The sequence below is a fragment of the Rhodococcus sp. NPDC055112 genome, from assembly GCF_053607505.1.
In genome coordinates, this window is the sequence record NZ_JBSGTR010000011.1 from 86,563 (window position 1) to 108,553 (window position 21,991).

General features: G+C 67.5%; 19 protein-coding genes. 8 read left to right on the forward strand and 11 right to left on the reverse strand.

The annotated features are described in order from the left end of the window. Nucleotides 1-21 precede the first annotated feature (21 nt). The 4 genes from ACWFRB_RS08465 to ACWFRB_RS08480 form a co-directional block, all read right to left on the reverse strand. Nucleotides 22-897 (reverse strand): hypothetical protein, encoded by an 876-nt coding sequence (locus ACWFRB_RS08465; RefSeq protein WP_452640233.1) that lies wholly within the window; start codon nucleotides 895-897, stop codon nucleotides 22-24. 23 nt (nucleotides 898-920) lie between these two features. Further along, on the reverse strand, nucleotides 921-1,586 hold the full coding sequence (locus tag ACWFRB_RS08470; RefSeq protein WP_452640235.1) for a class I SAM-dependent methyltransferase: 666 nt from the start codon (nucleotides 1,584-1,586) through the stop codon (nucleotides 921-923). Nucleotides 1,587-1,666: 80 nt separating this feature from the next. Then, entirely contained in the window at nucleotides 1,667-2,698 is a 1,032-nt protein-coding gene (locus ACWFRB_RS08475) for an alpha/beta fold hydrolase (RefSeq protein WP_452640237.1), read from the reverse strand. 114 nt (nucleotides 2,699-2,812) lie between these two features. Continuing rightward, nucleotides 2,813-3,400 (reverse strand): TetR/AcrR family transcriptional regulator, encoded by a 588-nt coding sequence (locus ACWFRB_RS08480; protein WP_452640239.1) that lies wholly within the window; start codon nucleotides 3,398-3,400, stop codon nucleotides 2,813-2,815. Nucleotides 3,401-3,606: 206 nt separating this feature from the next. On the opposite strand from ACWFRB_RS08480, the gene ACWFRB_RS08485 reads away from it, so the two are divergent. The 3 genes from ACWFRB_RS08485 (at nucleotide 3,607) to ACWFRB_RS08495 (ending at nucleotide 7,810) form a co-directional block, all read left to right on the forward strand. Continuing rightward, complete coding sequence (locus ACWFRB_RS08485) at nucleotides 3,607-5,319, forward strand: DUF3556 domain-containing protein (RefSeq protein WP_452640241.1); 1,713 nt, start codon at nucleotides 3,607-3,609, stop codon at nucleotides 5,317-5,319. A gap of 1 nt (nucleotide 5,320) precedes the next feature. Further along, nucleotides 5,321-6,763, forward strand: a complete 1,443-nt coding sequence (locus ACWFRB_RS08490) for a phytoene desaturase family protein (protein ID WP_452640243.1) — start codon at nucleotides 5,321-5,323, stop codon at nucleotides 6,761-6,763. 129 nt (nucleotides 6,764-6,892) lie between these two features. After that, the gene (locus ACWFRB_RS08495; RefSeq protein ID WP_452640245.1) at nucleotides 6,893-7,810 is read left to right on the forward strand and encodes an alpha/beta fold hydrolase; all 918 of its coding nucleotides are present in this window, start codon (nucleotides 6,893-6,895) and stop codon (nucleotides 7,808-7,810) included. An 85-nt stretch (nucleotides 7,811-7,895) separates the two neighbouring features. Here the strand turns inward: ACWFRB_RS08495 and ACWFRB_RS08500 are convergent, their stop codons facing one another. From ACWFRB_RS08500 to ACWFRB_RS08510, 3 genes are all read right to left on the reverse strand, one after another. Next, nucleotides 7,896-8,165 carry a hypothetical protein gene (locus ACWFRB_RS08500; RefSeq protein ID WP_452640247.1) on the reverse strand — a complete coding sequence of 90 codons (270 nt, stop codon included), beginning with the start codon at nucleotides 8,163-8,165 and terminating at the stop codon, nucleotides 7,896-7,898. A gap of 174 nt (nucleotides 8,166-8,339) precedes the next feature. Further along, complete coding sequence (locus ACWFRB_RS08505; protein ID WP_027502466.1) at nucleotides 8,340-8,987, reverse strand: response regulator; 648 nt, start codon at nucleotides 8,985-8,987, stop codon at nucleotides 8,340-8,342. A 5-nt stretch (nucleotides 8,988-8,992) separates the two neighbouring features. Next, complete coding sequence (locus tag ACWFRB_RS08510; RefSeq protein WP_452640250.1) at nucleotides 8,993-10,168, reverse strand: sensor histidine kinase; 1,176 nt, start codon at nucleotides 10,166-10,168, stop codon at nucleotides 8,993-8,995. 107 nt (nucleotides 10,169-10,275) lie between these two features. Between ACWFRB_RS08510 and ACWFRB_RS08515 the strand changes: the two genes are divergently transcribed. Next, the gene (locus tag ACWFRB_RS08515) at nucleotides 10,276-11,202 is read left to right on the forward strand and encodes an ABC transporter ATP-binding protein (RefSeq protein ID WP_452640252.1); all 927 of its coding nucleotides are present in this window, start codon (nucleotides 10,276-10,278) and stop codon (nucleotides 11,200-11,202) included. A gap of 2 nt (nucleotides 11,203-11,204) precedes the next feature. Beyond that, complete coding sequence (locus tag ACWFRB_RS08520; protein WP_452640254.1) at nucleotides 11,205-11,948, forward strand: hypothetical protein; 744 nt, start codon at nucleotides 11,205-11,207, stop codon at nucleotides 11,946-11,948. A 90-nt stretch (nucleotides 11,949-12,038) separates the two neighbouring features. On the opposite strand, the gene ACWFRB_RS08525 is transcribed toward ACWFRB_RS08520, so the two are convergent. Both ACWFRB_RS08525 and ACWFRB_RS08530 read right to left on the reverse strand, forming a co-directional pair. Next, complete coding sequence (locus ACWFRB_RS08525; protein WP_452640256.1) at nucleotides 12,039-14,210, reverse strand: hypothetical protein; 2,172 nt, start codon at nucleotides 14,208-14,210, stop codon at nucleotides 12,039-12,041. 490 nt (nucleotides 14,211-14,700) lie between these two features. Further along, nucleotides 14,701-15,534: an inositol monophosphatase family protein gene (locus ACWFRB_RS08530; RefSeq protein WP_452640258.1), complete on the reverse strand. Its 834-nt coding sequence runs from the start codon at nucleotides 15,532-15,534 to the stop codon at nucleotides 14,701-14,703. A 281-nt stretch (nucleotides 15,535-15,815) separates the two neighbouring features. On the opposite strand from ACWFRB_RS08530, the gene ACWFRB_RS08535 reads away from it, so the two are divergent. Beyond that, nucleotides 15,816-16,367 (forward strand): TetR/AcrR family transcriptional regulator, encoded by a 552-nt coding sequence (locus ACWFRB_RS08535; RefSeq protein ID WP_452640260.1) that lies wholly within the window; start codon nucleotides 15,816-15,818, stop codon nucleotides 16,365-16,367. A gap of 112 nt (nucleotides 16,368-16,479) precedes the next feature. Further along, complete coding sequence (locus ACWFRB_RS08540) at nucleotides 16,480-18,150, forward strand: hypothetical protein (RefSeq protein WP_452640262.1); 1,671 nt, start codon at nucleotides 16,480-16,482, stop codon at nucleotides 18,148-18,150. A 99-nt stretch (nucleotides 18,151-18,249) separates the two neighbouring features. Here ACWFRB_RS08540 and ACWFRB_RS08545 read toward each other — a convergent pair whose 3' ends face one another. Next, nucleotides 18,250-19,227 carry a tyrosine-protein phosphatase gene (locus ACWFRB_RS08545; protein WP_452640264.1) on the reverse strand — a complete coding sequence of 326 codons (978 nt, stop codon included), beginning with the start codon at nucleotides 19,225-19,227 and terminating at the stop codon, nucleotides 18,250-18,252. A 30-nt stretch (nucleotides 19,228-19,257) separates the two neighbouring features. Next, nucleotides 19,258-19,773, reverse strand: a complete 516-nt coding sequence (locus ACWFRB_RS08550) for a hypothetical protein (RefSeq protein ID WP_452640266.1) — start codon at nucleotides 19,771-19,773, stop codon at nucleotides 19,258-19,260. A 312-nt stretch (nucleotides 19,774-20,085) separates the two neighbouring features. On the opposite strand from ACWFRB_RS08550, the gene ACWFRB_RS08555 reads away from it, so the two are divergent. Continuing rightward, nucleotides 20,086-21,991 (forward strand): sensor histidine kinase (locus ACWFRB_RS08555; RefSeq protein ID WP_452640268.1); only part of this gene is annotated, 1,906 nt, incomplete at its 3' end.

Genomic DNA, 21,991 nt, shown 5'->3' on the forward strand with positions numbered 1-21,991 from the left:
GGCGCCAGGTGTTGCGGCCGCTCAGACACGTCGCTCTGGCCGGAGCGCCCGTTGCGCCATCTGGATGGTGAACGACTTCGGGGGCTGCCAGACATCGCGGTCCTCGAATGGCCATGCGTAGGTGAGGGCTCCGTCGCGGATACAGTCCAGCAGGCCCGGCGCTGCCAGCTCGTGAGATGACCACTCATAGAGCTGCTGCACCCTTGGGATGATCACCCCGTAGTCCAGGAGTCGGCCGAATCCGAGCTCGGCATCGAGGTAGGACCGCACCCCCTCGCCGAGTGGGTACTCGTCCGGAAGCACGCGAGAGAGCTGTAGGAAGATCCCGGTCATGCCCAGTCTCGGGTCGCCGAGGAACGGGGCGAGAGGGCGTAGCCATCCAAGCGAGATTCGGGGGGCCGCGACGAGGGCGTGGCTGTACAACACCCGGCAGAGCACGACGTTCATGAAGAAGCGCTCAGCCTCGTTCTCGGCCTCCGCCTGGTCGCGGTGCTCGAGGTAGGCAGCGACCACGCTCCCGTTGTGTGCCCGATACCAGGCCCGAGCGGTCGGGTAATCGGCGAAGGACATCCAGAAGTCAACCGTCCGCGAGGAGGACGGCCCGGTGAAGTCCCCGCTCAGGGCCACCGCCTCACACCCGTCACGAAGGATGCGCTCGTTCACCGCACGCCACCATGGACTGCCGGGATCGTCGCTGGACAGCGGTTGCAGCAAACCTCGTCGGAGTTGCCATCGCATGAACGACATCGCGGCCCGTCGGAACGGGAGATGCCGCGGGGCCTTGCCGTAGGGGCCGTAGTAGCAGCGCTGCATGAGCGCGATCCGGCCTGCCGGATCGTCGCGCACAGAAGCGATCTGCTGCTCGGCCCAGGCCGCGGCAGTAGCCCCAGCACTCACATCAAAATGATCCCACGCCGGCGTCACGCCTTCGCGGTGCCGGCGATGTGAGTGTTGAACGGAAGGAACGGGGTGTGAACCCGGTAGCGGTCCACGGTGACGCCCTCGAATCCGGCGGCACGCACGGAATGCTCCAGGTCTCGTTCGCACGAGCAGCCCTCGAAGGTCCAGGCCCACGGACGACGAAGGAACCGTTGCGCGGCACGGGTCGGTGTGCCGCTCCTGGCCACGACATGTTCGACGAAGCGGAAGGTGCCGCCGGGGCGCAGGATGCGCCGGATTTCGGTCAGCACGGCCACTGGATCCTGAACCGAGCAGAGCACGAGCGAGGAGATCACGGTGTCGACACTGTGGTCGGGGAGTCCCGTCTGCTCGGCCGTGCGCTCGCGCAGGTCGAGCTTCACGCTGTGGCGGCGCGCCGCGGCGTGCAGCCGGCCGTGCATGTACCGGTTCGGTTCGATGGCGACGAGGGCGCCGCCGGCCGGGAGGTAGCGGAGGTTGGCGCCGACACCGGGCCCGATCTCGACGACCTCGCGCGGAAGCCCGGCGAACACGCTTCGTTTGCGTGGGCGGAGGTTCCACTCCAAATACGGGCCCATGACCTTGAAGAATGCGGCATTGAACCGGCCCCGGCCGCCGTGCGCCTCGAAGCCGGTCGCTGACGGGGTGGTGGTGGTCCTGTCGATCATGTCTGCTCCTGCGGTGTCTCGTTGCTGTTGATCTCACAACGATGCGCGACACCGTCAGGTCTGTCAGGCGTGGAACTACCTCACTCCGCCGAATCCGGCCGGTTGCGCCGGGCGGCGTACCACGCAGCAATCTGGGCTCGCGAGTGGAACCCGAGGCGTAGGCGGATCCGTTCGACATGACCCTCGGCGGACCGTTCATCGATGCCAAGCCGCGCGGCGAGCTCGCGGTTCGTGCACCCGTCGCTGATCAGCGCCGCGACCTCGCTCTGCCGGGCGGTCAACGTTCGGGCGCCCCGCCGCGAGACCCGCAGGCCGAGGAAGCGGCGAACCGTCGCCACAACCGCGTCGGCGTCACCCGCGTACGGCAGATGGGAGCGGCCGGGCAGCACCGTGAGCTGCGCACCGGCGATGCCGTCGGCGAGTGCTGCGGCCTGCTCGACGGGAGCGGCCCGGTCGTGGGCTCGGTGCACCACCAACGTCGGGGTGCGCACCTGAGCGAGTAGGTCGCTGACATCGAGCTGGTAGCTCATCGCCAGAAGCGCCCGGGCCGTCGCGGCGGTCGAGCAGGCCCGCTGGTAGCGACCGAACTTCTCGCGCGCCGAGGCACCGACGTCGGGAGCGAAGATCTCGGTGAGCACGTCCGAGCCGAGTCCCCAATGCGACTCGACCAGCCCGAGGACGTGCTCGCGCGCGCTGGGCGGGGAAATATTCGCGCCGGACACCCAGCCGCCGTAGAGCACCATCCGACGGACGGTGTCCGGGTGCGCCGCCGCCCATGCCACCGCGACCAATGCGCCCATCGAGGTGCCGATCAGGTCGAAGGGCTCCGGACCGAGGTTCGCGGCGACCGCGGCAAGTTGATCGAGCTCGTATGCCATCGACGGCGACCGTGTCGATGGCGCCGACAGCCCACACCCTGCGCGGTCGTAACGCACCAGCCGACAGCCCTGCGCCAGACTTTCGTAGAACGCCCGTTCCTCTGGCAGCTCCCAGCTCAGCTGCAGATGACTGAGCCAGCCGGAGACGTATACCAGCGGCCGGCCGGCGCCGATCGAGGCGTACGCCAGGCTGTTGCCGTCGGTCGTCGTCACCTCACCGAAGCGTTGCTGCACGCCTTCATTTTGCAAGGTGGCCTGCGCTGCAGCAACGGTCAGCGGTGCCTGCGCCTGACCCGCGTGCGAAGACGCCTCCGACTGTTCGGCGACGGGCACAGCCGGATTCGGCCGTCAGGTCGGGGGAGCGAACACGGGATCCAGGTAGGTCTGCAGGTAGCTCAACAGCGCCGCGCGGTCGTCCACGTCGACGGCCGAACCGGGGGTGCCCACCAGGGAGACGAGCATCCGGATCAGCCACTCCGCCGCCCCGGTCAGGTCCAGATCCTCGCGGATCAGTCCCCGCTCCCTGGCGTCGCGCATCCGGTCCACCCAGAAGTCGGAGAGTTGCGCGACCACGTCCTGTGCGTAGGTCCCCATGATCTCGGCGTACTCGTGTGGTTCCCGGATGGACAGGTCAATCGCCAAGGGCCCGAGCGGTTCCTGTCGGGACAACACGACGGCCTCGGTCAGCATGGCCGCCACGCTGTCCTGACGCTCGATCCGATGGGCGGCGTCCGCCCAGAAGTCCGCGCCCCGGCGGATCAGCGCCGCGGACAACAGCGCCGGCTTGTCGGGGAAGAACCGGTACAGGTAGGCGCGGCTGACGCCCGACTCCTTGGCCACGGCGCGCACGGTGGTGCGGCGGATCCCGTCGCGTGCCAGGCACGCCTCGGCGGCGTCGAGGATGCGGTCGCGCACGGTGTTGGAGTGGGGGGTCATCTCCGCCCGATCGTAGGACACGTCCCAGGACGCAATCGCATCTTAGACCGGCGGGGCCGGGTGGTCAGGGCGATGAAAATGTTCTGGTAGGCACTTGTGGAGAAGTGTCTACAAAGCCTATCTTCGGCGGTCAGGACCGGCCACCCATAGGCCCGGTCGCCAACCGGACCGGCACGCGCCGGTTCGGTCAATGGTTCGGAGGACGCATGGGATTCCTGCAACCGGTGGAACCGGACGTCGACGCGGACGAGTTGCGCCGCGGCGACCGGCCCGTCCAGATGCGCATCCTGTCCGAGAATTTCCTCTCCCAGGGCTTCGGGACGCCCGACGTGGTGTACGTGGGCTATCTCGTCAAGATCGCCCTGTTCGTCCTCGGCGGCGCGCTGTTCGCGATGAGCACACCAGGAGTGGACGGACTCCTCGACGTGGGGCAGTGGTGGGCGCTGCCGGTGGTCTGGCAGAAGGTCGTGCTGTGGTGCATCCTTTTCGAAGTCACCGGGCTGGGTTGCGGTTTCGGACCGTTGAACCTGCGCTTCCTGCCGCCACTGGGCTCCTTCCTCTACTGGTTGCGACCCGGAACCATCCGGTTGCCTCCGTGCTCGGGGCGGGTTCCGCTCACCTCCGGTAGTCGGCGCGGCATCGTCGACGTCGTGCTGTACGTCGCCCTGCTCGTCTCGTTGGTGGTGGCCCTGCTCTCCGCGACCGCGCCCGACACCGAACAACTGCCCTGGCAGAAGGTGGCGGTCGTGCTGGTGGTGCTCGGTCTCGTCGGACTGCGTGACCAAACGATCTTCCTGGCCGCCCGCGCGGAGGTCTACGGAGCGATCGCCGTGACCTTCCTGCTCCCGTTCCCCGACTCCATGGTCGTCGCCAAGTTCGTGCTGCTGTGCATCTGGTGGGGAGCGGCGGTCTCGAAGGTCAACGTGCACTTCCCGTCGGTCGTGCAGGCCATGGAGGCGAACAGCCCGTTGTGGCGCACCAAGCGCGTCAAGCACCTGTTCACCCGTTCGTATCCCGAGGACCTGCGTCCGTCCGCGCTCTCGAAGCTACTTGCCCACGGCGGCACCGTGATCGAGTTCTTCGTTCCGCTGGTGCTGATCTGCTCGGGCGGCGGCACCGTCACGACCGTCGCCGCCATCGTGATGATCCTGTTCCACCTGCACATCATCGTGACGATCCCGATGGGGACGCCGCTGGAGTGGAACGTATTCATGATCTTCGCCGTACTGGTGCTGTTCGTGAGCCATGCCGACCTGGGCGTGAGCGACCTTGCTCATCCCGTCGTCCTGCTGATCCCCGCCGTGAGCTTCCTTCTCGTGATCCTGGGCAATCTCTTCCCGCGGCGGATCTCCTTCCTGTTCGGCATGCGCTACTACGCAGGAAACTGGGACACGTCGGTCTGGTGCCTCTCGCCCGCCGGCGAGCAGAAGTTGACCGACAACACGATCCGCGCGGCGATGCTGCCGCACCGTCAGTTGGAGAAGATCTACGGCGGCGAGGACCAGGCCCGGGTCACCCGGCTCACCGGCTTCGCGTTTCGCGCGATCCACACCCACGGTCGGGCACACGCTGCCCTGCTGCCCCGACTCATCGGGGATCGGCCCGGGGTGAACTACGTGGAACTCGACGGGGAGACAGCGGCAGGAGTCCTGCTCGGTTGGAACTTCGGAGACGGCCACCTGCATTCCGAGCAACTGGTCGCGGCGCTGCAGGACCGATGCCACTTCGAACCGGGTGACCTGCGAGTGCTCGTCTTGGATGCCCAGCCGATCCACCGGCAGACCCAGGCGTACCGCCTGTTGGACGCCGCCACAGGGGAATTCGAGCGGGGCACCGTGCGGGTCGCGGACATGGTCAACCGCCAACCCTGGGCCGCAGACATGCCGGTGCGGGTCGCCGGGGGTGGTCGAGATCGCTGACATGACGCGTTCGAGGACCGCTGTCGTGGTCGGATCCGGGCCCAATGGGTTGGCGGCCGCGGTCCGGCTGGCCGGTCACGGGCTGAAGGTGCAGGTGCTGGAAGCTGCCGACACGCCGGGCGGTGGGGCCCGTACGAGCGAGCTGACGGTGCCCGGCCTGCTGCACGACGTCTGTTCGGCGGTGCACCCCTTCGGCGTCGCCTCGCCGTATCTGGCGTCCCTTCCGCTCGTCGAGCACGGATTGCGGTGGCGGTGGCCCGAGGTGGACCTCGTGCATCCGCTCGAAGACGGTTCGGCCGGCGTGCTGGTGGGCGACGTGGACCGCACCGCGGCCGGGATGGGGGTCGACAGGAACGCCTGGCGACGGGTGTTCGGACCGATCGCGACGCGTTTCGACGACCTCGCCCCCGACGTGCTCGGTCCGTTGTTGCGGATGCCCTCACATCCGGTGGCGCTGGCGAGGTTCGGCCTGCGAGCAGGGCTCCCCGCCACCGTGCTGGTGAAGGCGTTCCGCACGCCCCAGGCGCGGGCGCTGCTCATGGGGTGCGCGGCGCACCTGTTCCAGCCGCTGAACCGGCCGCTGTCGGCCTCCGTCGGCGTGATGTTGGTGGCCGCCGGTCATCGGCACGGGTGGCCGGTGGCCGAGGGCGGGTCGCAGGCGATCACGTCGGCGCTCGCGTCCGTGTTGGCCGAGCGTGGCGGGACGATCGAGTGCAACGCACGCGTCACCTCGCTCGCGGATCTGCCCAGGGCCGACGTGACCCTGTTCGACACGACCCCGCACGCGGTCGCCGAGATCCTCGGGGACCGGCTCGGCGGGCGACGCGCGCGCCGGTACCGCTCGTTCGCTTTCGGTCCGGCCGCCTTCAAGGTCGATATTGCCGTGCGGCAAGGGATCCCGTGGACCAACGAGTCCGCACGCAGGGCAGGCACCGTGCACCTGGGCGGCGACGCCGGCGAGGTGGCGGCCGCCGAGGCCGAGGTGGTGGCCGGTCGGATGCCGGAGCGGCCGTTCGTGCTCGTCGGACAGCAGTACCTGGCCGATCCGACCAGATCGGTCGACGGAGTGCATCCGATCTGGGCCTATGCGCACGTTCCTGCCGGGTACGAGGGGGACGCCACCGAGGTCGTGCTCGACCAGATCGAGTCCTACGCACCCGGTTTCCGCAGCCTGATCGTCGCCGCACACTCCACGAGTGCGACCGGGTACGAGAGCTATAACCCGAACTATGTCGGCGGCGACATCGGGGGAGGTGCCAACACGCCGCTGCAGATGATCGGGCGCCCCCTGTTCGCCGCCGACCCGTACGCGACCGGCGTCGACGGGATGTACCTGTGCTCGGCCTCCACCCCACCGGGCGCCGGCGTGCACGGCATGTGTGGGGCCGGCGCCGCGGCGAGCGCGCTGCGCAGCCTGGGCATTGCGGTGACCCCGCTCGGGTAGTACTCCAGCAGGACTTCGTGATCATGACTTGAGGTGGCGTCGCTGGTCATGAAGAGACCCCGGGACCGATGAGTTACGGCCGCGGAACTGGTCTCTTCTTGCGAGAGATGAAACCGCAGAGGAGTCGACATGCCGCTTCATGTTGAACGATCGCCCGAGCACCTGGTCGCCGTCGGTGACGTCGACCTGTGTGTGACCACATTCGGGGATCGGCGACAGCCGCCGGTGCTGCTGCCGTGCACGTCGAGACTGTTCTGGGAAGACCGGTTCTGCGACCGGCTTGCCGTCGCCGGCCGGTTCGTCCTGCGGTATGACATCCGCGACACGGGCCGGTCGACTGCCTATGCGACGGGCTCTCCCGGCTACAGCCTCCGTGACTTGGCCTCGGACATCATCGGACTGATGGATGTCTTCGAACTTCCGCGAGCCCACCTGGCGGGCTTCTCCGTGGCCGGATGGATCTGTCAGCTTGCCGCGCTCGACCACCCCGACCGTGTGTCGGCGCTGACCTTGATCAACACCCGTCCGACGTCCCCGGGCCCGGCGGACTCGGATCTGCCCGAACACTCGGACCGGGTCATGGAGTTCTTTGCCGAGGCGCGCGACCCGGACTGGTCCGACCGGGCGGCGGTGATCGACTACGGCGTCGAACTGTCCCGGATACGCGCGGGCGCACACGGATTCGACGAACAGGAGTCGCGGCGGCAGGCGACCCGAATGGTCGACCGCACCACCAACATGGCCTCCGGCATGCGCAACCTGGCGTTTGTCGAGGCGGGCGACCGCTGGCGGGAGCGTCTGGGCGACATCGCCGTGCCGACCCTCGTCGTCCACGGCACCGATGACCCGTTCTTTCCGTACGGCAACGGACAGGCCATGGCTCGAGAGATCCCCGGCGCCAACCTGCTTTCCCTGACCGGCATCGGCCACGAGCTTCCGGCCACCACGTGGGACCAACTGCTCCCCGCCATGCTGGTACTCCAACCGGAATCCCTGATCGACGAGGGAGTTGGACAGCAGGCCGGACGAGGGGACGTTACCGCGTGATCATGTCGTGTTTGTGTGTGACACAACCGAATTGGTGGTGGCCGAGAACACGAGGTGTGTCGTCAGCTTCGACCCACCCATGGGGTCACAAATCGTGTGGGATGCAGGCCAGTAGCGGCTCGCCGGTGAGCAGCCTGCACAGCAGGTCAAACGGAGCCAGGCCCACAGTGTTCGCGAGGTCGGTGGATCCGGAGTTTTGGCCGTCGTGCGGGTAGAAGAAGTCGGCGCTGCCGGAACTGCTGCCGGCCCAGGGGACAGGGAGGGCCGGATCTTCGATGGGCGCGGCCGATGCCGAAGCCACGGTGCCGAGGGCGATGGTTGCGCTGGCCAACGCAACGATGATGGAACGCTTCACGATGATCCCCCTGTGCCAATGCGGTATCGACGCCGAGCGACGCCGTGGAGAACCATATAATTCGCTCGTCCAGTCGGTGGCTGATTCGGCCACGTCGGCTGCATCGAGAATCCCGTTGCGCGACACCCCTCGAACGCGGTGGGCCCCGTGTCGAACCTGCTGATCCAGCCGAGATCACGTGGTGACGAAACCCGATTCGTAGGCCAGGATGACGGCTTGGGTCCGGTCGCGTACTTCGAGCTTGGCCAGTACCGCGCTGACGTGTGATTTGACGGTTTCGGCGCCGACGAACATCTGCGCCGCGATCTCGGCATTCGACAGGCCGCGTGTCATCAATCGCAGCACGGTCAACTCGCGCTCGGTGAGTGCTGCGCGATCGAGTTGGTCACGGGCGGGACTGTTGCCGTGGCCGGCGGCCAGTGCCCGGACGGTGGCGGGGTACAGCAGGGAGTCTCCTTCGGCGACGGTGCGCACCGCATTGGCGATCTCGGCGGGGCGGGCACGCTTGAGCAAGAATCCATCTGCGCCCGCCCGCAACGCCCGGTACACGTATTCGTCGTTCTCGAAGGTCGTCACGATCAGGATCTTCGGTGGCGCCGGAACTGTCCGCAGGATCGCGCGCGTCGTGTCGATCCCGTCCATCAACGGCATCCGCACATCCATCGCGATCACCGCCGGCTGCAACCGCCGGAGCAGCGGAATCGCGGCGGCCCCGTCCCCGGCTTCACCGACGACCTCGATATCCGGCTGCGCGTCGAGGATCGCTCGCAGGCCCGCGCGGGCGAGCGGTTCGTCGTCGACCAGCAGCACGGTGATCGGCACCGAGATCACCTCGTTCCGTCGAGCGGGAGTTCGACGCGTGTCTGCCAGACGCCGTCGACGGGGCCGGTGTGCGCGTGACCGCCGAGGAGCTCCGCGCGTTCGTGGATCCCACGCAACCCGCTTCCGCTGCCGGCGGGCGGGGTGTCGAGGGGCAGTGCATTGGTGACGTCGAGCTCGAGCCGCTCGGTATCCACGCGCACCTGGACCAGGACCGGTCCGGGGCCCGCATGCCGCAACACATTTGTCAGCGACTCCTGGAGGATGCGGTAGCCCTCGCGGGACTGCGGCCCCGGCACGCGATCGAGCGGGCCGGTGACCGATGCTTCGATATCGGCACCGGCCGATTGCGCCGACTCCACAAGTCCATTGGCATCGGCGAGGGTGGGGCGTTGACCTGGCCCCGTGCTGTCGCGCAGGACGAGGAGGACCCGGTCGAGGTCGTCGAGCGCGGCCCGGCCGGTCTCCTCGATGGCGCGCAGCGCGCGCGAGGTGAACTGTGGATCGTCGGCCGCACGGGCGGCCCCGGCCTGGAGCACCGCGACGGTGAGGGCATGCCCGATCGAATCGTGCAGCTCCCGGGCCAGCCGATTGTGCTCGAGCAGAAGATCGGTGCGCGCCTCCAACGCCCTCACCCGCTCCGCGGCCGAAGGCCCGAGCAGCCGGCGCGCCAGTGCCGTGGCCAGTTCCCCGAGCCCGACGACCACCGCCAGGATCACCGCGATCGGCAGGGGGACCAGCAGCGCGAACAACCAGTGCGGCCGTGTGATCTGCACGAGGGCGTCCGCGCTCGGCGTAGCTCCGAGGGCCGCGCCGATCAGGTCCGCGCACAGCAGGATCATCGGCACGCACACGGCGAGCAACACCGCGCTGAGAGCCAGCCGAGCCTCGAGCCAGAGCACGGTGCGCCAGCGGTCCGACCACCGCACCGACGGCGCAGCGCTGATGGACGATTCCTCACCCTGAGCTCCCTCGCCGGGTGTGAGGAACAGGCGCGCCTGGATTCCCTCCGCGAGCCGCATCGCCGGCACCAATCCCACCGGGACGACGAGCAGGGCAAGCACATAGGGGTGGTCGTCGTCGATGAAGATCCACACCGCGGCGAACGCCAGCGGCAGGCACAGGTGCAGACCACGGGAGTAGGTGGCCGGACGAGTCACCAGTCGGCCGATCTCGCGGAGCATGACCTCATGATGCCAGGACCAGCGCCGGAACCGTCTCCCCGAAATGGGGGAGGACATCCCACCCACGGGGGGAGATCGCGGGGCCGACGCCGGAGAGGCTGAATGCCATGACCACCATCGAAGTCCACGAGCTCACCAAGGTGTACGGATCGACAACGGCGGTGGATCGAGTGACGTTCACGGTTCGCCCCGGCATCGTGACCGGCTTCCTCGGCCCCAACGGCGCGGGCAAATCCACCACCATGCGCATGATCCTCGGCCTCGACCGGCCCACGTCCGGCACCGCCACGATCGGCGGCCTACCTTTCGCCGCGGCAGAACAGCCGCTGACGCTCGCAGGCGCGCTTCTCGATGCCTCTGCCCCTCACCCGGCGCGGACCGCGCGCAACCACCTGCTCGCGCTCGCGGCGAGCAACCGGCTGTCGACGGACCGTGTCGGGGCCGTTCTCGACGAGGTCGGGCTGTCCGAGGTTGCCGCCCAGCGTGTCTCGACCTTCTCGCTCGGAATGCGTCAACGTCTCGGGATCGCCGCAGCGCTGCTCGGCGACCCGAGGGTGCTGATCCTCGACGAGCCGTCGAACGGGCTGGACCCGGAGGGAATCGTCTGGATCAGGGAAGTGCTACGGCGGCTCGCGTCCGAGGGCCGCACCGTCCTGGTCTCGAGCCATCTGATGAGCGAGACCGCCGCCTTCGCCGATCATCTGCTCGTTCTCGACAGGGGCCGCGTCCTTGCTGATTCCGCTACGGACGAGTTCGTTCGCGCGTTTGCCGAACCGTGTGTGCGCCTGCGCGCCCCGGCAGGCGCACCCACGCAAGAGGCGCTCGCCGGCTCGGGCTTCACGGCCGTCGAGGGCGACAGCGGCCGATGGACGGTTCGCGGCGCTCGAATCGAGGACGTCGGACCTCTGCTGGCGGAAGCAGGCATCCCCGTTCTCGAACTGGCCGATGAACACGCCTCGCTCGAACAGGCTTACCTGGCCTTGACATCGCACGTGGCCGCCCACACATCCGGCACGACAATCCAGGAGGTATAGCCATGACTTTCGCACCTGTGCTCCGTTCGGAATGGATCAAGGCTCGGTCGCTGCCCTCACTGGGTGGGGTGCTCGCTCTGCTCTTCGTCGTCACCGTGGGGTTCTCCCTGGTCGGCAGCGCGACGTTGGGCCGGGAGAGCTCGGCCGAGCCCGATTTCGACCCGCTGCTGATCAGCTTCTTCGGCATCAACTTCGGTCAGGTCGTCGCGATCAGCTTCGGCGCCCTCGTCGTGGCGGCGCAGTACAAGGACAACGGGGCAAGGATCTGGTTCGTCGCTGTGCCCCGCCGCGGCGCGCTCTACCTGGCCACTCTGGCCGTCGTCGCGGGGCTGACCTTCGTTGTCGGCCTGGTGACGGCAGCGACTTGCTTTGTCGGTGGGCAGTGGCTGCTCGGTGACGAGCGAATGGCATGGTCAGGCCCGGTCGCTTTTCGCGCGATCGTCGGCTGCGCCATCTATCTGACCTTGATGGCGCTGTTCGCTGCCGGCGTGGCGAGCCTGTTACGCAGTGCCACAGCCACACTGGGCGTTCTCGTCCCGCTCGTGCTGATGCTGTCGTTCGTGCTCGGCGATGTCACCAGCAACGGCGGCTTCGTCGCCTACCTGCCAGACCGAGCGGGTCGCCAGGTGCTCGTCCAAGATCCGGTCGGTTCCCCGGGCGCATGGGCTGGTCTGGCGGTGACCGCGGCTTGGGCGGCCGCGGCGGTCTGGTCGGGTTGGCGGGCCGTGCGTCGCCGCGACGCCTGACTCCACTGCCACGTACGACGGTTCCTCAGGTCCGACGAATGAGGGTGAATCCCCGTGTGCGGTAGTAGCCGGCGGTTGAGCACAGGGGACTCATTCGGTCTCCAGGTTCTGCAGGATCTGGCGCAGGCGGGGGAGGGCGCGCTCATCCTCGACGGCGATGTCGCCGGTGGAGTCGAAGCGCTCGTCGCGGTCCACGAGGGAGTGGAGCTTCTTCGCGACCGCGCGGCGGACCGTTGCCGGTGCTGCCGTCAGCCGTTCGGCGAGCCGGAGGCCGAGGTCGCGCGCCCACCGGTCGGTCACGGCGCCCGCGACGACCTTCACGATTCGTGCGGGTGTGCCGGGCAGGGGCAGCCCGACGTCGAGGATGGCGATCGCGGCGGCGGCGCTGGCCTTGACGAGCGGTCCGTTGAAGTTCTTGCGGTCGGTGACGACGAGGTCGGCAAGCAGCGCCTCGAAGTCGGTGCGCGCCTCGGGCGACAGCAACTGCTGGTCGCGCCAATCGAGCGCGAGACCGATGGCTTCTTCGATCGGGCCGCGACCGGCGTCGAGGATGCTGCGAAGCACGGGCCAGCCGGTTGCGGCCTCGCCCGAGTCGACGGCGGCGAGAATGCGCAGTGAGGTGAGCTGATCAGCTCGCTGGTAGTCGCTTGTCGCGGGCTGGTTGCCTACGAGGCTGCGGCACCAGTCGAGGAAGCGCGGGTCGGTGTGGTCAGCCCAGTGCGCGAGCACCTCTGACTCCCTGTACTCGAGGTCGGCGCCGAGAACGCGATGGAAGTCATCCGGGTCCTTCGTCAGGCGCGCGAGAGCGAGCAGCACTGTCGCGTCGCCGGTGACGCTCTGCTCGCGGATGCGGTCGATGCTGGCGGTGTCGCCCCACGTCGCGAGCGCGTCGGCGGCCTGCTTCGGCGCGACCGCGAGCAGCTCCCGGACCTCGGGCAGCGCGCAGGCGGTGGCCTCGGCGGGCCAGGAGGCGAGCAAATCGACGAGGTGCCCGGCGCCGTCGCGGGACGGATCGGCAGGAGGCTGCTGCCGCAGCGCCTGTCGAATACCAGCGATCAGCATGGTGGCGGACGGTGCGGGCTCGCGCACGAGCGCGTAGCCGAGCGCGGAACGCCCCGACGCGGAGGTGGCAACCATGAGACCGCGGGCGGCGGGGTTCGTGAGCAGCGCCTGTGCCATTGGGCGAGCCCACCGTCCGTCGTCGGCCCGCAGCAGAGCGAGGGCGGAATCTGCCCGAGCATCCGTGTCGAAAGTGCTCGACCCGATGGCGGAGGTGCCACCGGAAGTGACCCGCTCGGCGAGGGCGACGAGCAGGTCGCGGACCTCGGGCGTCGCCGGGCACTGCCGGAGCGCGGCGATCATCACGCCCGGCCCGGCTTCAGGCAGCGCCGCGAGTGCCAGCAAGCGACGGACCGCCGCCGGAGCGTTGCTCCGGGAACCGATGACGACATCGACGAGCCCTGCGATCGTCGTCTCGTCCGGCGTCGGCAGCGCGGCGAGTACCTGAGCCGCCGCCACGGGGTTGACCGCGCTCAACCACTCCGGGAGGTTTTCGACGCCGAATGCGATGCGGGGCGCCACCTCGACGGCGAGCTCCCATCCCGCTACGAGCGCGTCGAGATCGGTGGTCTCAGTGCCCCCGGCCGCGATCCGCGCAAGCGTCGCCGCCATCACCAGGCCGGGATCCCCGTCGGCGAGAGCCGCCGACACATCGACACCGAGGGTCGTGAGCGCGGCGACACATGCCTGCTCGACCTGCGCGGCAGGGCGTGCGCTCGCCCGCGCCGCGAGTGTCTCGAGAGTGGCGGAATCGGCCGTGTGCGCGGCGGCCTGCAGCAGTGCCGCGGCGGCGGCCTCCGGGCCGTCGTCGGCGATCAGTGGTCGCACGAGCGCCGCGATCCGGGTCAACGAGTCCCGGGCCGGCCGGACGAGGGTGGCCGTCTCGGCGTCATCCACCTCGACCTGTTCATAGTCCTGCACCGTGTCGGCGAACATCAGCAGCAACCACGCCGTGCTCTCCGCATCCGCTGTCAGTCGTGCGCCGAGCAGCGATGCGATAGACGTCATCGTGGGCGGGGTGGAGTCGTAGAGGGTTCCCTGGTGCAACACCGCCGCCCACAGCTCGTGTAGCGACTCTTCGACGGTCTCCGTGCCGGTCAGTCCCTCGATCCAGCCGGGCACATCGCTCGCATTGCCGTACGCATGCTCCAGCGTCGGCCAATCGACCTCGGCGAGGTGGGTGGCCCAGTGCACGCTGTTCATGGGGTCTCCTTGTCATGGATCGGCCCGATACCGGGCAGGCTGTTGAACAGCTGTGCCGTCTCGGCGATCGGCTGCACCGGGTCCGTGTCACCGCCGCCTCGGGTGATCGTGTATCCGAGTTGTCAAGCGGCGGTGTCGATGACGTAGGCGAGCTACCGAACCGTGGCAGCCATCTGAGGGGTCGGTGGTCGCCGAGGAGTCTGCCATCGCCTTCCGCTTAGGTGGGCGGACGGGCAGGTTGGCCACACAATTCTGGACGAGATCCAGTTTGTTGGGGGCAGGGTCTGCGGTGCCGTTTCGCGGCTATTCCTGCTCGAGTTCAGGGTGGCGCCGGAGTAGTTCGCTCTCGACTCGGCGAAGCGAGGAGATCTCTGTGTTGATGTTGTCGAGCTGTCGCCGCGATCGGTCCAGGAGGGCTTCGAATTCGCGGATTCTGAGTAGGAGATCCTCCCGCTCAACCAGTAGGCGAGCAACTTGATCTGCGGCAGGATTACTGCTCATTTGCCCATGATATGGCGGTTTCGTTGAAAACCGGATCAGCTCTCTTCGAGGATGTTTCGTTCGGCCGGCCCGGATAGTTCAGGTCCGCAAGGAACTGAGCGTGCAGGACGGCGTTGGAGTAGAGGCCGCCACCTTGATCCGTTGCATGTCCGCCGGTCCGGTCGGTGAAGCAGCCGCCGGCTTCCTCGACGATCAACACCCAAGGCGCGTGATCCCACTTGTGATATCGCTCGGCGAGGAAGGCCTCGATCTCGCCGCGAACGAGCTCGATCAGGGGCAGGGGGCTGCCCGGTGCGCGGGTCGCGATTGCGGGGAAGCGGGCGAGTGATTGCTCGTCGATCGCGTCGACCACAGCGTTCGCTACCGATGAGGTTGTGCTGACCCGAAGGCTGCGGGGCTGGTCGGTTGCGAGCGGCCAGGACGCCTCGAATGCACCGTCACCACTCGACGCCCACCAACACCGCCCAAGTGCTGGAGAGACGACCACTGCCAACTGTGTGACCCCATGCACCTCCAACGCGATCTGGATGCGCCAGTTCGGATCACGGCGAGCAAAGAAGCCAGTGCCATCGATCGGGTCAAGGATCCAGACCCGTTCAGACTCGCCCATCCGTCCGAACTCTTCTCCGAGGAACGCATCGTGGGGTCGTGCCGCCGACAATCGGTCCCGAAGCAGGCGCTCCACCGCGTGGTCGGCTTCGGTGACCGGGGTGCCATCGGCCTTCGCCGTCGGTGTCACTCCGGATTCGAAGTGGAGCATTGCCAGTCGCGCGGCCGCGTCAGTGACATCGAGCGCGAGCTGCAGATCATCCGCTGTGTCCACCACCGGAATCTAGCTTCGCCGCCGCAACCACGCGTGTACGTCCAGACCCGAACACGCTGCCAACGGGGTGGAGGTCGCTGCGTGGATGAATGTGGCAGGTCTCGGGGATACTGACTGTGGGCAAACTCCCGAGGGTTGTCTCTTGATGCCGGTGGACGAAAGGTGTGGCCTTGACACGGAGGATTCGCGATGGGGTGTTCTTCACAACCCCACCGGAGCTACCTCGGGGCCGGCACGAGCTGAGCCGCGACAAGGTTCTTGCGGCACAGCGAGAGCGGCTGATGATTGCCGCGACGGAGCTGATGGCCGAGTCGGGCTATCGCGGCGTTGGCGTGCGCCAGATCGCTTCGCGGGCAAAGGTTTCTCAGGTCGCCTTTTACCAGTGCTTTCCCGACAAGGACTCGTGCGTCTTCGCCGCCTACGACCGGTTCATCGAGGTCCTCCTGACGCGCATTCGGCAGAATCTGCCGACCACCACGACGGATTGGGGCCGGGAGGTGGTCACGTCCGTGGTTGCGGCATACCTGGGAGCCCTTGATGCGGATCCCGTAGTGGCCCAGGCCTTTCAGGTCGAGATGGATACACTGGGGCGACCCGCCCGCGTACGTCGCCGCACAGCGTTGGTCGGCATAGCGCAGGTGCTCAAGTCTGAGCGGGAGCGGCTCTGGCCCGAGCATCCGCGGCCGCCGCTCACCGCGTACATCGGTGCGGTGTACGCCGTCCGTCAGCTCGCCTCGGATGTCCTCGACGATCCCGAGGGCGGATATACCTCTGCCCTCGCTGCCGAGGCAGGCCTCTGGATCGAGGCGATGTTCTCGGCGACGCCGGACTGATCGGCGACGTCCCAGACCGGACCGGAATCCGCTGAACGTGACATGGGTCATAGTCGACCTGTATAAAAGTAACCACTGTCACTTCTATGGCTCGAACAATGGAGACCCGCCCGTGAAACTTCGCCGCGCGATACCCGCACTCGCGACAGCCGCCCTGCTCGCAGTCACGGGCCTCGCCCAAGCAGGCGCTACGCCGTCGACCGGCTCGTCGGGCTCGTCCGACCGCCCTGCCGAGACCTGCCCCGCATCCGTGGACCCCGCCTCGTTCACCAGCCCGGACGAGCTGGAACGCCTCAACGCCAAGATCGCCGGCTTCGGGCTCCGGTCGACGGCAAGCCCGGAGCACGAACGCCTGACCGACTGGCTCGAGAGCCGCCTCAAAGCGCTGCCCGACGTCAGCACCCGGTCGGACGCGTTCACGATCAAGCGTTGGCAGCCCTCGCCTCGCTCGAAGACCGGGCCGGGCCGTGACCTGGCCGCCGCCGGGCGGCTTGCCCTGCCGCGACCGGGCGGCGAGCCCGAACAGGTGCCGACGGCCGGCGCGGTTCCTTACTCCCAGCCCACCGGCGAGGCCGGACGGACCGCTCCGCTGGTCTACCTGCCCGCCGGAACCGAGATCACGCCCGAGAACTCGCGTGGACGCATCGTGATCCGTGACGTCCAGTTCCCGGCCGTCCCCTACGCAGCCTTCGGTGCGTTTTCGCACTTCATGACCCCGGATTTCCCAATGTTGGGCAACTACGAACGGCCGTTCACCGGGGAGTACGCGAAGGACCCGATCGCCGCGGGACGCGCAGGAGCCGCCGGCCTGATCATGGCGTGGAACGTGCCCGCCGCGCAGATCCAGGGCTACTTCGACCCGCACACGGGCACGCACTTCACGGTGCCCGCGGTATGGGCGGGCGTGGACGAGGCGGTGCGGCTCAAGCAGCTCGCCGAACAGGGAGCCGAGGCGAAGATCACCGTGCTCGCCGACGTCGACGACGCCCCCACCCGCAACCTGATCGCCACGATCCCCGGGCAGAGCCAGGAACGAATCGTCATCAACACCAACACCGACGGCAACACCTGGGTTCAGGAGAACAGCAGCGCAACGATGCTGGTGCTCGCGAAGTATCTGTCCCGCCTGCCCATGGAATGCCGCCCCCGAACCTACGAATTCGTCTTCGGCAGCGCCCACCTCCACATGTCCAAGGAGGGGACAGATCGATACGCCACGCAGCTGGACAAGGAGTACGACGCGGGTAGCGTCGCCTTCGCCTTCGCCGTCGAGCACATGGGAACCCGCGAGATCCTGCCGGTGAACCGCGCGAACGGGCCGGGCCAACAGCTGGCATTCACCGGAGCGGGCGAGCCCTACTCCTGGTTCGCCGGCAGTGAAAGCCCCGCGATCTCGAGCGCGCTGGTCGCGGCGGTGAAGGCGCATCCGCTCGACCGGACCTCAGTCCTGCGCGGATTCGACCTGCCGAAACCGGGTCGGGTCCCGGCGCAGTGCAGCTTCGGCGGTCTGGGGACCACGTTCCACAGCCGTCTCATCCCCGCCATCGGCGGTATCTCGGGTCCCTGGTCCCTGTGGGCCCCGTCGTTCGGGCCCGAGGCCATCGATTTCAACCGGATGTACCAACAGGCGCTCGTCGTCGGCGACACCCTTCTCGCCCTCGACGGCCTGAGCCGCGAAGAGTTGGCCGGTGCCTATCCGGCTGAGCGCGCCGCCCGCGCCGCCGGTACGCCCACATGCACGCACAAGCTGCCGCCTGAGGACGCGCCCGGCCCCCAAGGGTAAGGAACACGCGGCGCTCCCTCCGGCGCCGCCCGGCCTTGATCGACAGCATGTGACCGGTAGGGCGAGGTACGTGTCTCGCCCTACCGTTGTCATCGGCTCTCACCCGGGCCCGTGCTCGATCAGGTCGGCGGGCTTCATCGTCGGCGGGTCGACCGCGTCGCGCAGCTGTGTTCGCACGCTCTCGATCTCGGTGTCGGACAACCCACCTTCACGCAGGTATCCGGCTGCGCCGCCGTGCACCCGGTCAAGCCAGTCCATGGCCGTCTCGATCGCATCGGCCGGTGATTCTGTTGCCAAGGCGCGAAGTCTCGGCACGGCAGGAATGCCGAGGGATGTGATGAGCCCGAGCAACTGCTCGGCGAACGGGCCGGCCAAGTTCTCTCCCGTACGCGTGTAGTCCTCGACGATCGCCTGCCGCTCGACATCGGCGAGCATCAGCAGAATCGCCGATACCAACCCGGTCCGGTCCTTTCCCGCAGTGCAGTGGAAGAGCACGCCGGGACGAGACCCGTCGGCAGGAGTGACGATGCTCCTCGCTGCGGTCGCGAACGCGGCGGCACTGTTCTCGAGAATCGTCACGTAGAGATCACTCAACAGCGGAACCTGGTCGACGATGTTCTGGATCTGATCGTGCGCCAGCGAGCCACTACGCCCATCGGAGGGAAGTAGTTGCTGCACAAGCTCGTCCATGGCCCCACCCTGAACGGGCAGCGAGATGAACCGGACGGAACCATCCGGAGGAAGCACATCCGGTGCCCGATGCCGCTCTCCCTCGGTCCGCAGATCCACGACCGTCCCGATTCCCAACGACGCCAACTGCTCAACTCCCATAGGGGTGAGCGAACTCAATGCGTCGGAGCGATACAGCGCCCCAGCCCGCACCGCGCCGCCACCCACGAGCGGTAGCCCCGCGAGACCGCGGGCGTTGTGCGTTACCTCGAGCATCGTGGACAGATCCATCCGAACTACTCCTCGCCTTGACGTCAAGTGAATCTGGATGAGCCGACAACGATGCAAATGTACGGGGCAGGGCCACAAGACGGGTGAAACTGGATGCCCACCACAGGCGGTGCGCATCCGGCTCCGCTCGGCCCCTTGAACGCCGGCCTAGGGGACTGGGAGGACCACGACGCCCGGGCTGACGGGGCGGTGATCGGGGGTTCGCGCGTCGGCGGTCGCGGTGACGACGCCGCTGCCGGTTTGCACTGTCGAAGGGGTGTACGCGCAGAAGTCCTGCGGCGTTGTGCGGCTGTAGTCGATCGGGACGCGTCGGACCTGGGTGGTCCCAGTGGCGCCGGTCGTCAGGTTTCGCCAGTTCACCGTCACGCCAATGCAGTCGTACGAGTCGATCTGGTACGTGGTTGGACGGGCAAGCTGAAAGGTCACTTCGCCCGGCGCTCCCGTCGTGGCCGTGGGGGTCAGGGGCACCAGCGGGGGTAGGTAGCACCTGAACCCGACCCCGCAACCCGAGAGGAACGTGACCGGGATCTGGAACGCGGTGGTCGACGCCGCTGGGCCGGGCGGCGGGTTCGCCGCGGCCGTGGAGCCGAGGAGCGGCATCAGCGTGGTTGTCGACGCAATGGTTCCGGCGGTGAGTAGGCGATGAATCGTTGTACCGCGCATGGCGTGCCCTCCGGCGTGGGATCCGCCCCCGACCCTGCTGTAGTGCCAGCGTAGGCCGTGAGCGCCGACTGCTCAGCCGAATGGGGATGGCGGCAAAACCGCGGTGCAATAGACGTGATCCGGACATACCCATCGGCCAGTTCGCGATCGTCGTCTGGAAGCACCACGAATAGAGAAATTCGTTAGCCTTGCAATCCGCGTCGACCCGCCTGAGCATAGGGTTAAACACAAAGGGGCCCGGCCGAATCGAGAAATGATCGGGGTAGCGAGGCCGAAGTGCACGGCAGAAATTCGGCCAGCTATATTCCCCCGATGTTGAAAGTGCGCCTCGGTATCCGGGCCCGGATCCTGGCCATCGCATTGGTTCCAAGCCTGGCGTTGCTGGGAATCGGTGTAGGCACAGCGGGATACCTGATACGTGAGGGCCGACAGTCCGAACAATGGGCGGCGGCGAACGGAGATGCCGTGAGCCTCGCTCGCGACGTGGTTGCCGCGGTAGAACAGGAACGGATGCTGTCGCTGTGGCATCTGTCCGGTGAACAGAGCGATCCGGCCGCGCTCGCCGCAGCACGGAACAAGCTCGACACCGCGTTCGCAGAGCTGGCCCCCTACTCATCAAGGCTGCAGAGCGCGTCGCAGGGCACCATGGGTGCCGACACGGGTGGATTCGACACCTTGATTGCTCGCCTGCCCCAGATTCGCGGTCAGATCGATGCAGGAAGAATGCCGATCGAGGACACATACGCCCTCTACAACACCATTCTCGATGCGGTTGCGCTCGGTACCAACCTCATCACCGGCAACGCGCCCACCGCCGAGGTCGGCGTCGCGCTCATCAATGGCGTGCGCATCCTGCACGCGATGGAGGGAATGTCACGTTCCGCCGCGCTCACCGCTGCCGAACTACAGGGACGACTCAGCAGCGGTCCACTGCGTAACGACTATCGAAATCTGGTCGGGTACTACCGGAGCGCACTTCCGCAGCTCGCCGCTGACCTGGGCGCGGATCCAGCAGCCGAGAAGATCCGGGCAGCGCTGGCCTCTCCCAGCTGGCAGCAGGTGGCCGCGATGGAGGACTACCTCATCAATCCGCCGAAGCCGGACAAAAGCGGTGTCGTCCCGTCACCGCCCATGACCTTCGACGAGTGGAACACCGCACAGGAACAGCTGTCTGAGGGCGTGATCGGCGCATGGAAGGGCCTGAACGACCATGCGAACCAGATCGCTGCCGACGATGGCAAGAACACCGCGAAAAACTCACTGTGGGCGGGTGCCGCTGTGCTCGCGCTTGCGCTCGTGGCGTTCCTGCTGTCGCTATGGCTGGCCAACCGATTGATCGGGCGGCTCACGCGCCTACGCAAGGAAACGCTGGACCTGGCAGAGGTCGAACTGCCCGAAACCATGCGCAAGCTGGGCGCGGGCGAGCCAATCGATCCCAAGGCTGCCCACCTGGACTTCGGTGACGACGAAATCGGCTCGGTGGCAAAGGCCTTCAACCGCGCACACACAGCGGCCGTTTCCGCCGCGGTCACCGAGGCCCGCACCCGCGAGGGCGTACGCGCGGTGTTCCTCAACATCGCCCACCGAAGCCAGCTGGTGGTGCACCGGCAACTCGAGGTCCTGGACGAGGCCGAACAAAGGCAAGAGGATCCAGCCCTGCTGGAGACATTCTTCCGGCTCGACCACCTGGCGACCCGCGAACGCCGCAACGCCGAGAACCTCATCATCCTCGGTGGCGGCGAGCCCGGCCGCCAGTGGCGGAGTCCGGTGCCACTGGTCGATCTGGTGCGTAGCGCGACCGGCGAGAGCCTCGACTACACGCGGGTGCACACCCGCCGCATGCCTCAGGTGTTCATCGTCGGCAACGTGGTCGCCGACCTCATTCACCTGCTCGCCGAACTGATCGACAACGCGACGGCGTTCTCCCCGCCGCAGTCGCGCGTCGAAGTGAGCGGCAACGTGGTCGGCAAGGGGGTCGCGATCGAGATCACCGATCAGGGCATGGGAATGTCCGTCGAAGAACTCGATCGCGTCAACGAGATGCTGCGCATTCCACCGGATTTCGGGGTCGATACGCTCTCGGCGACTTCACGACTGGGGTTGTTCATCGTTTCGCAGCTGGGTGCGCGGCACGGAATCTCTGTGCAGCTAACCGAATCCGAGTATGGCGGCATTCGCGCCATCGTGCTGGTGCCGAACTCGGTGGTCGCCGCCGATG

What these genes read in the sequence shown, in the direction of transcription:
- ACWFRB_RS08470 (WP_452640235.1), bottom strand. Translation starts at nt 1,586, where the DNA reads ATGATCGACAGGACCACCACCACCCCGTCAGCGACCGGCTTCGAGGCG.
- ACWFRB_RS08480 (WP_452640239.1), bottom strand. Translation starts at nt 3,400, where the DNA reads ATGACCCCCCACTCCAACACCGTGCGCGACCGCATCCTCGACGCCGCC.
- ACWFRB_RS08485 (WP_452640241.1), top strand. Translation starts at nt 3,607, where the DNA reads ATGGGATTCCTGCAACCGGTGGAACCGGACGTCGACGCGGACGAGTTG.
- ACWFRB_RS08490 (WP_452640243.1), top strand. Translation starts at nt 5,321, where the DNA reads ATGACGCGTTCGAGGACCGCTGTCGTGGTCGGATCCGGGCCCAATGGG.
- ACWFRB_RS08495 (WP_452640245.1), top strand. Translation starts at nt 6,893, where the DNA reads ATGCCGCTTCATGTTGAACGATCGCCCGAGCACCTGGTCGCCGTCGGT.
- ACWFRB_RS08510 (WP_452640250.1), bottom strand. Translation starts at nt 10,168, where the DNA reads ATGCTCCGCGAGATCGGCCGACTGGTGACTCGTCCGGCCACCTACTCC.
- ACWFRB_RS08515 (WP_452640252.1), top strand. Translation starts at nt 10,276, where the DNA reads ATGACCACCATCGAAGTCCACGAGCTCACCAAGGTGTACGGATCGACA.
- ACWFRB_RS08520 (WP_452640254.1), top strand. Translation starts at nt 11,205, where the DNA reads ATGACTTTCGCACCTGTGCTCCGTTCGGAATGGATCAAGGCTCGGTCG.
- ACWFRB_RS08525 (WP_452640256.1), bottom strand. Translation starts at nt 14,210, where the DNA reads ATGAACAGCGTGCACTGGGCCACCCACCTCGCCGAGGTCGATTGGCCG.
- ACWFRB_RS08535 (WP_452640260.1), top strand. Translation starts at nt 15,816, where the DNA reads ATGATTGCCGCGACGGAGCTGATGGCCGAGTCGGGCTATCGCGGCGTT.
- ACWFRB_RS08545 (WP_452640264.1), bottom strand. Translation starts at nt 19,227, where the DNA reads ATGCGCACCGCCTGTGGTGGGCATCCAGTTTCACCCGTCTTGTGGCCC.
- ACWFRB_RS08550 (WP_452640266.1), bottom strand. Translation starts at nt 19,773, where the DNA reads ATGCGCGGTACAACGATTCATCGCCTACTCACCGCCGGAACCATTGCG.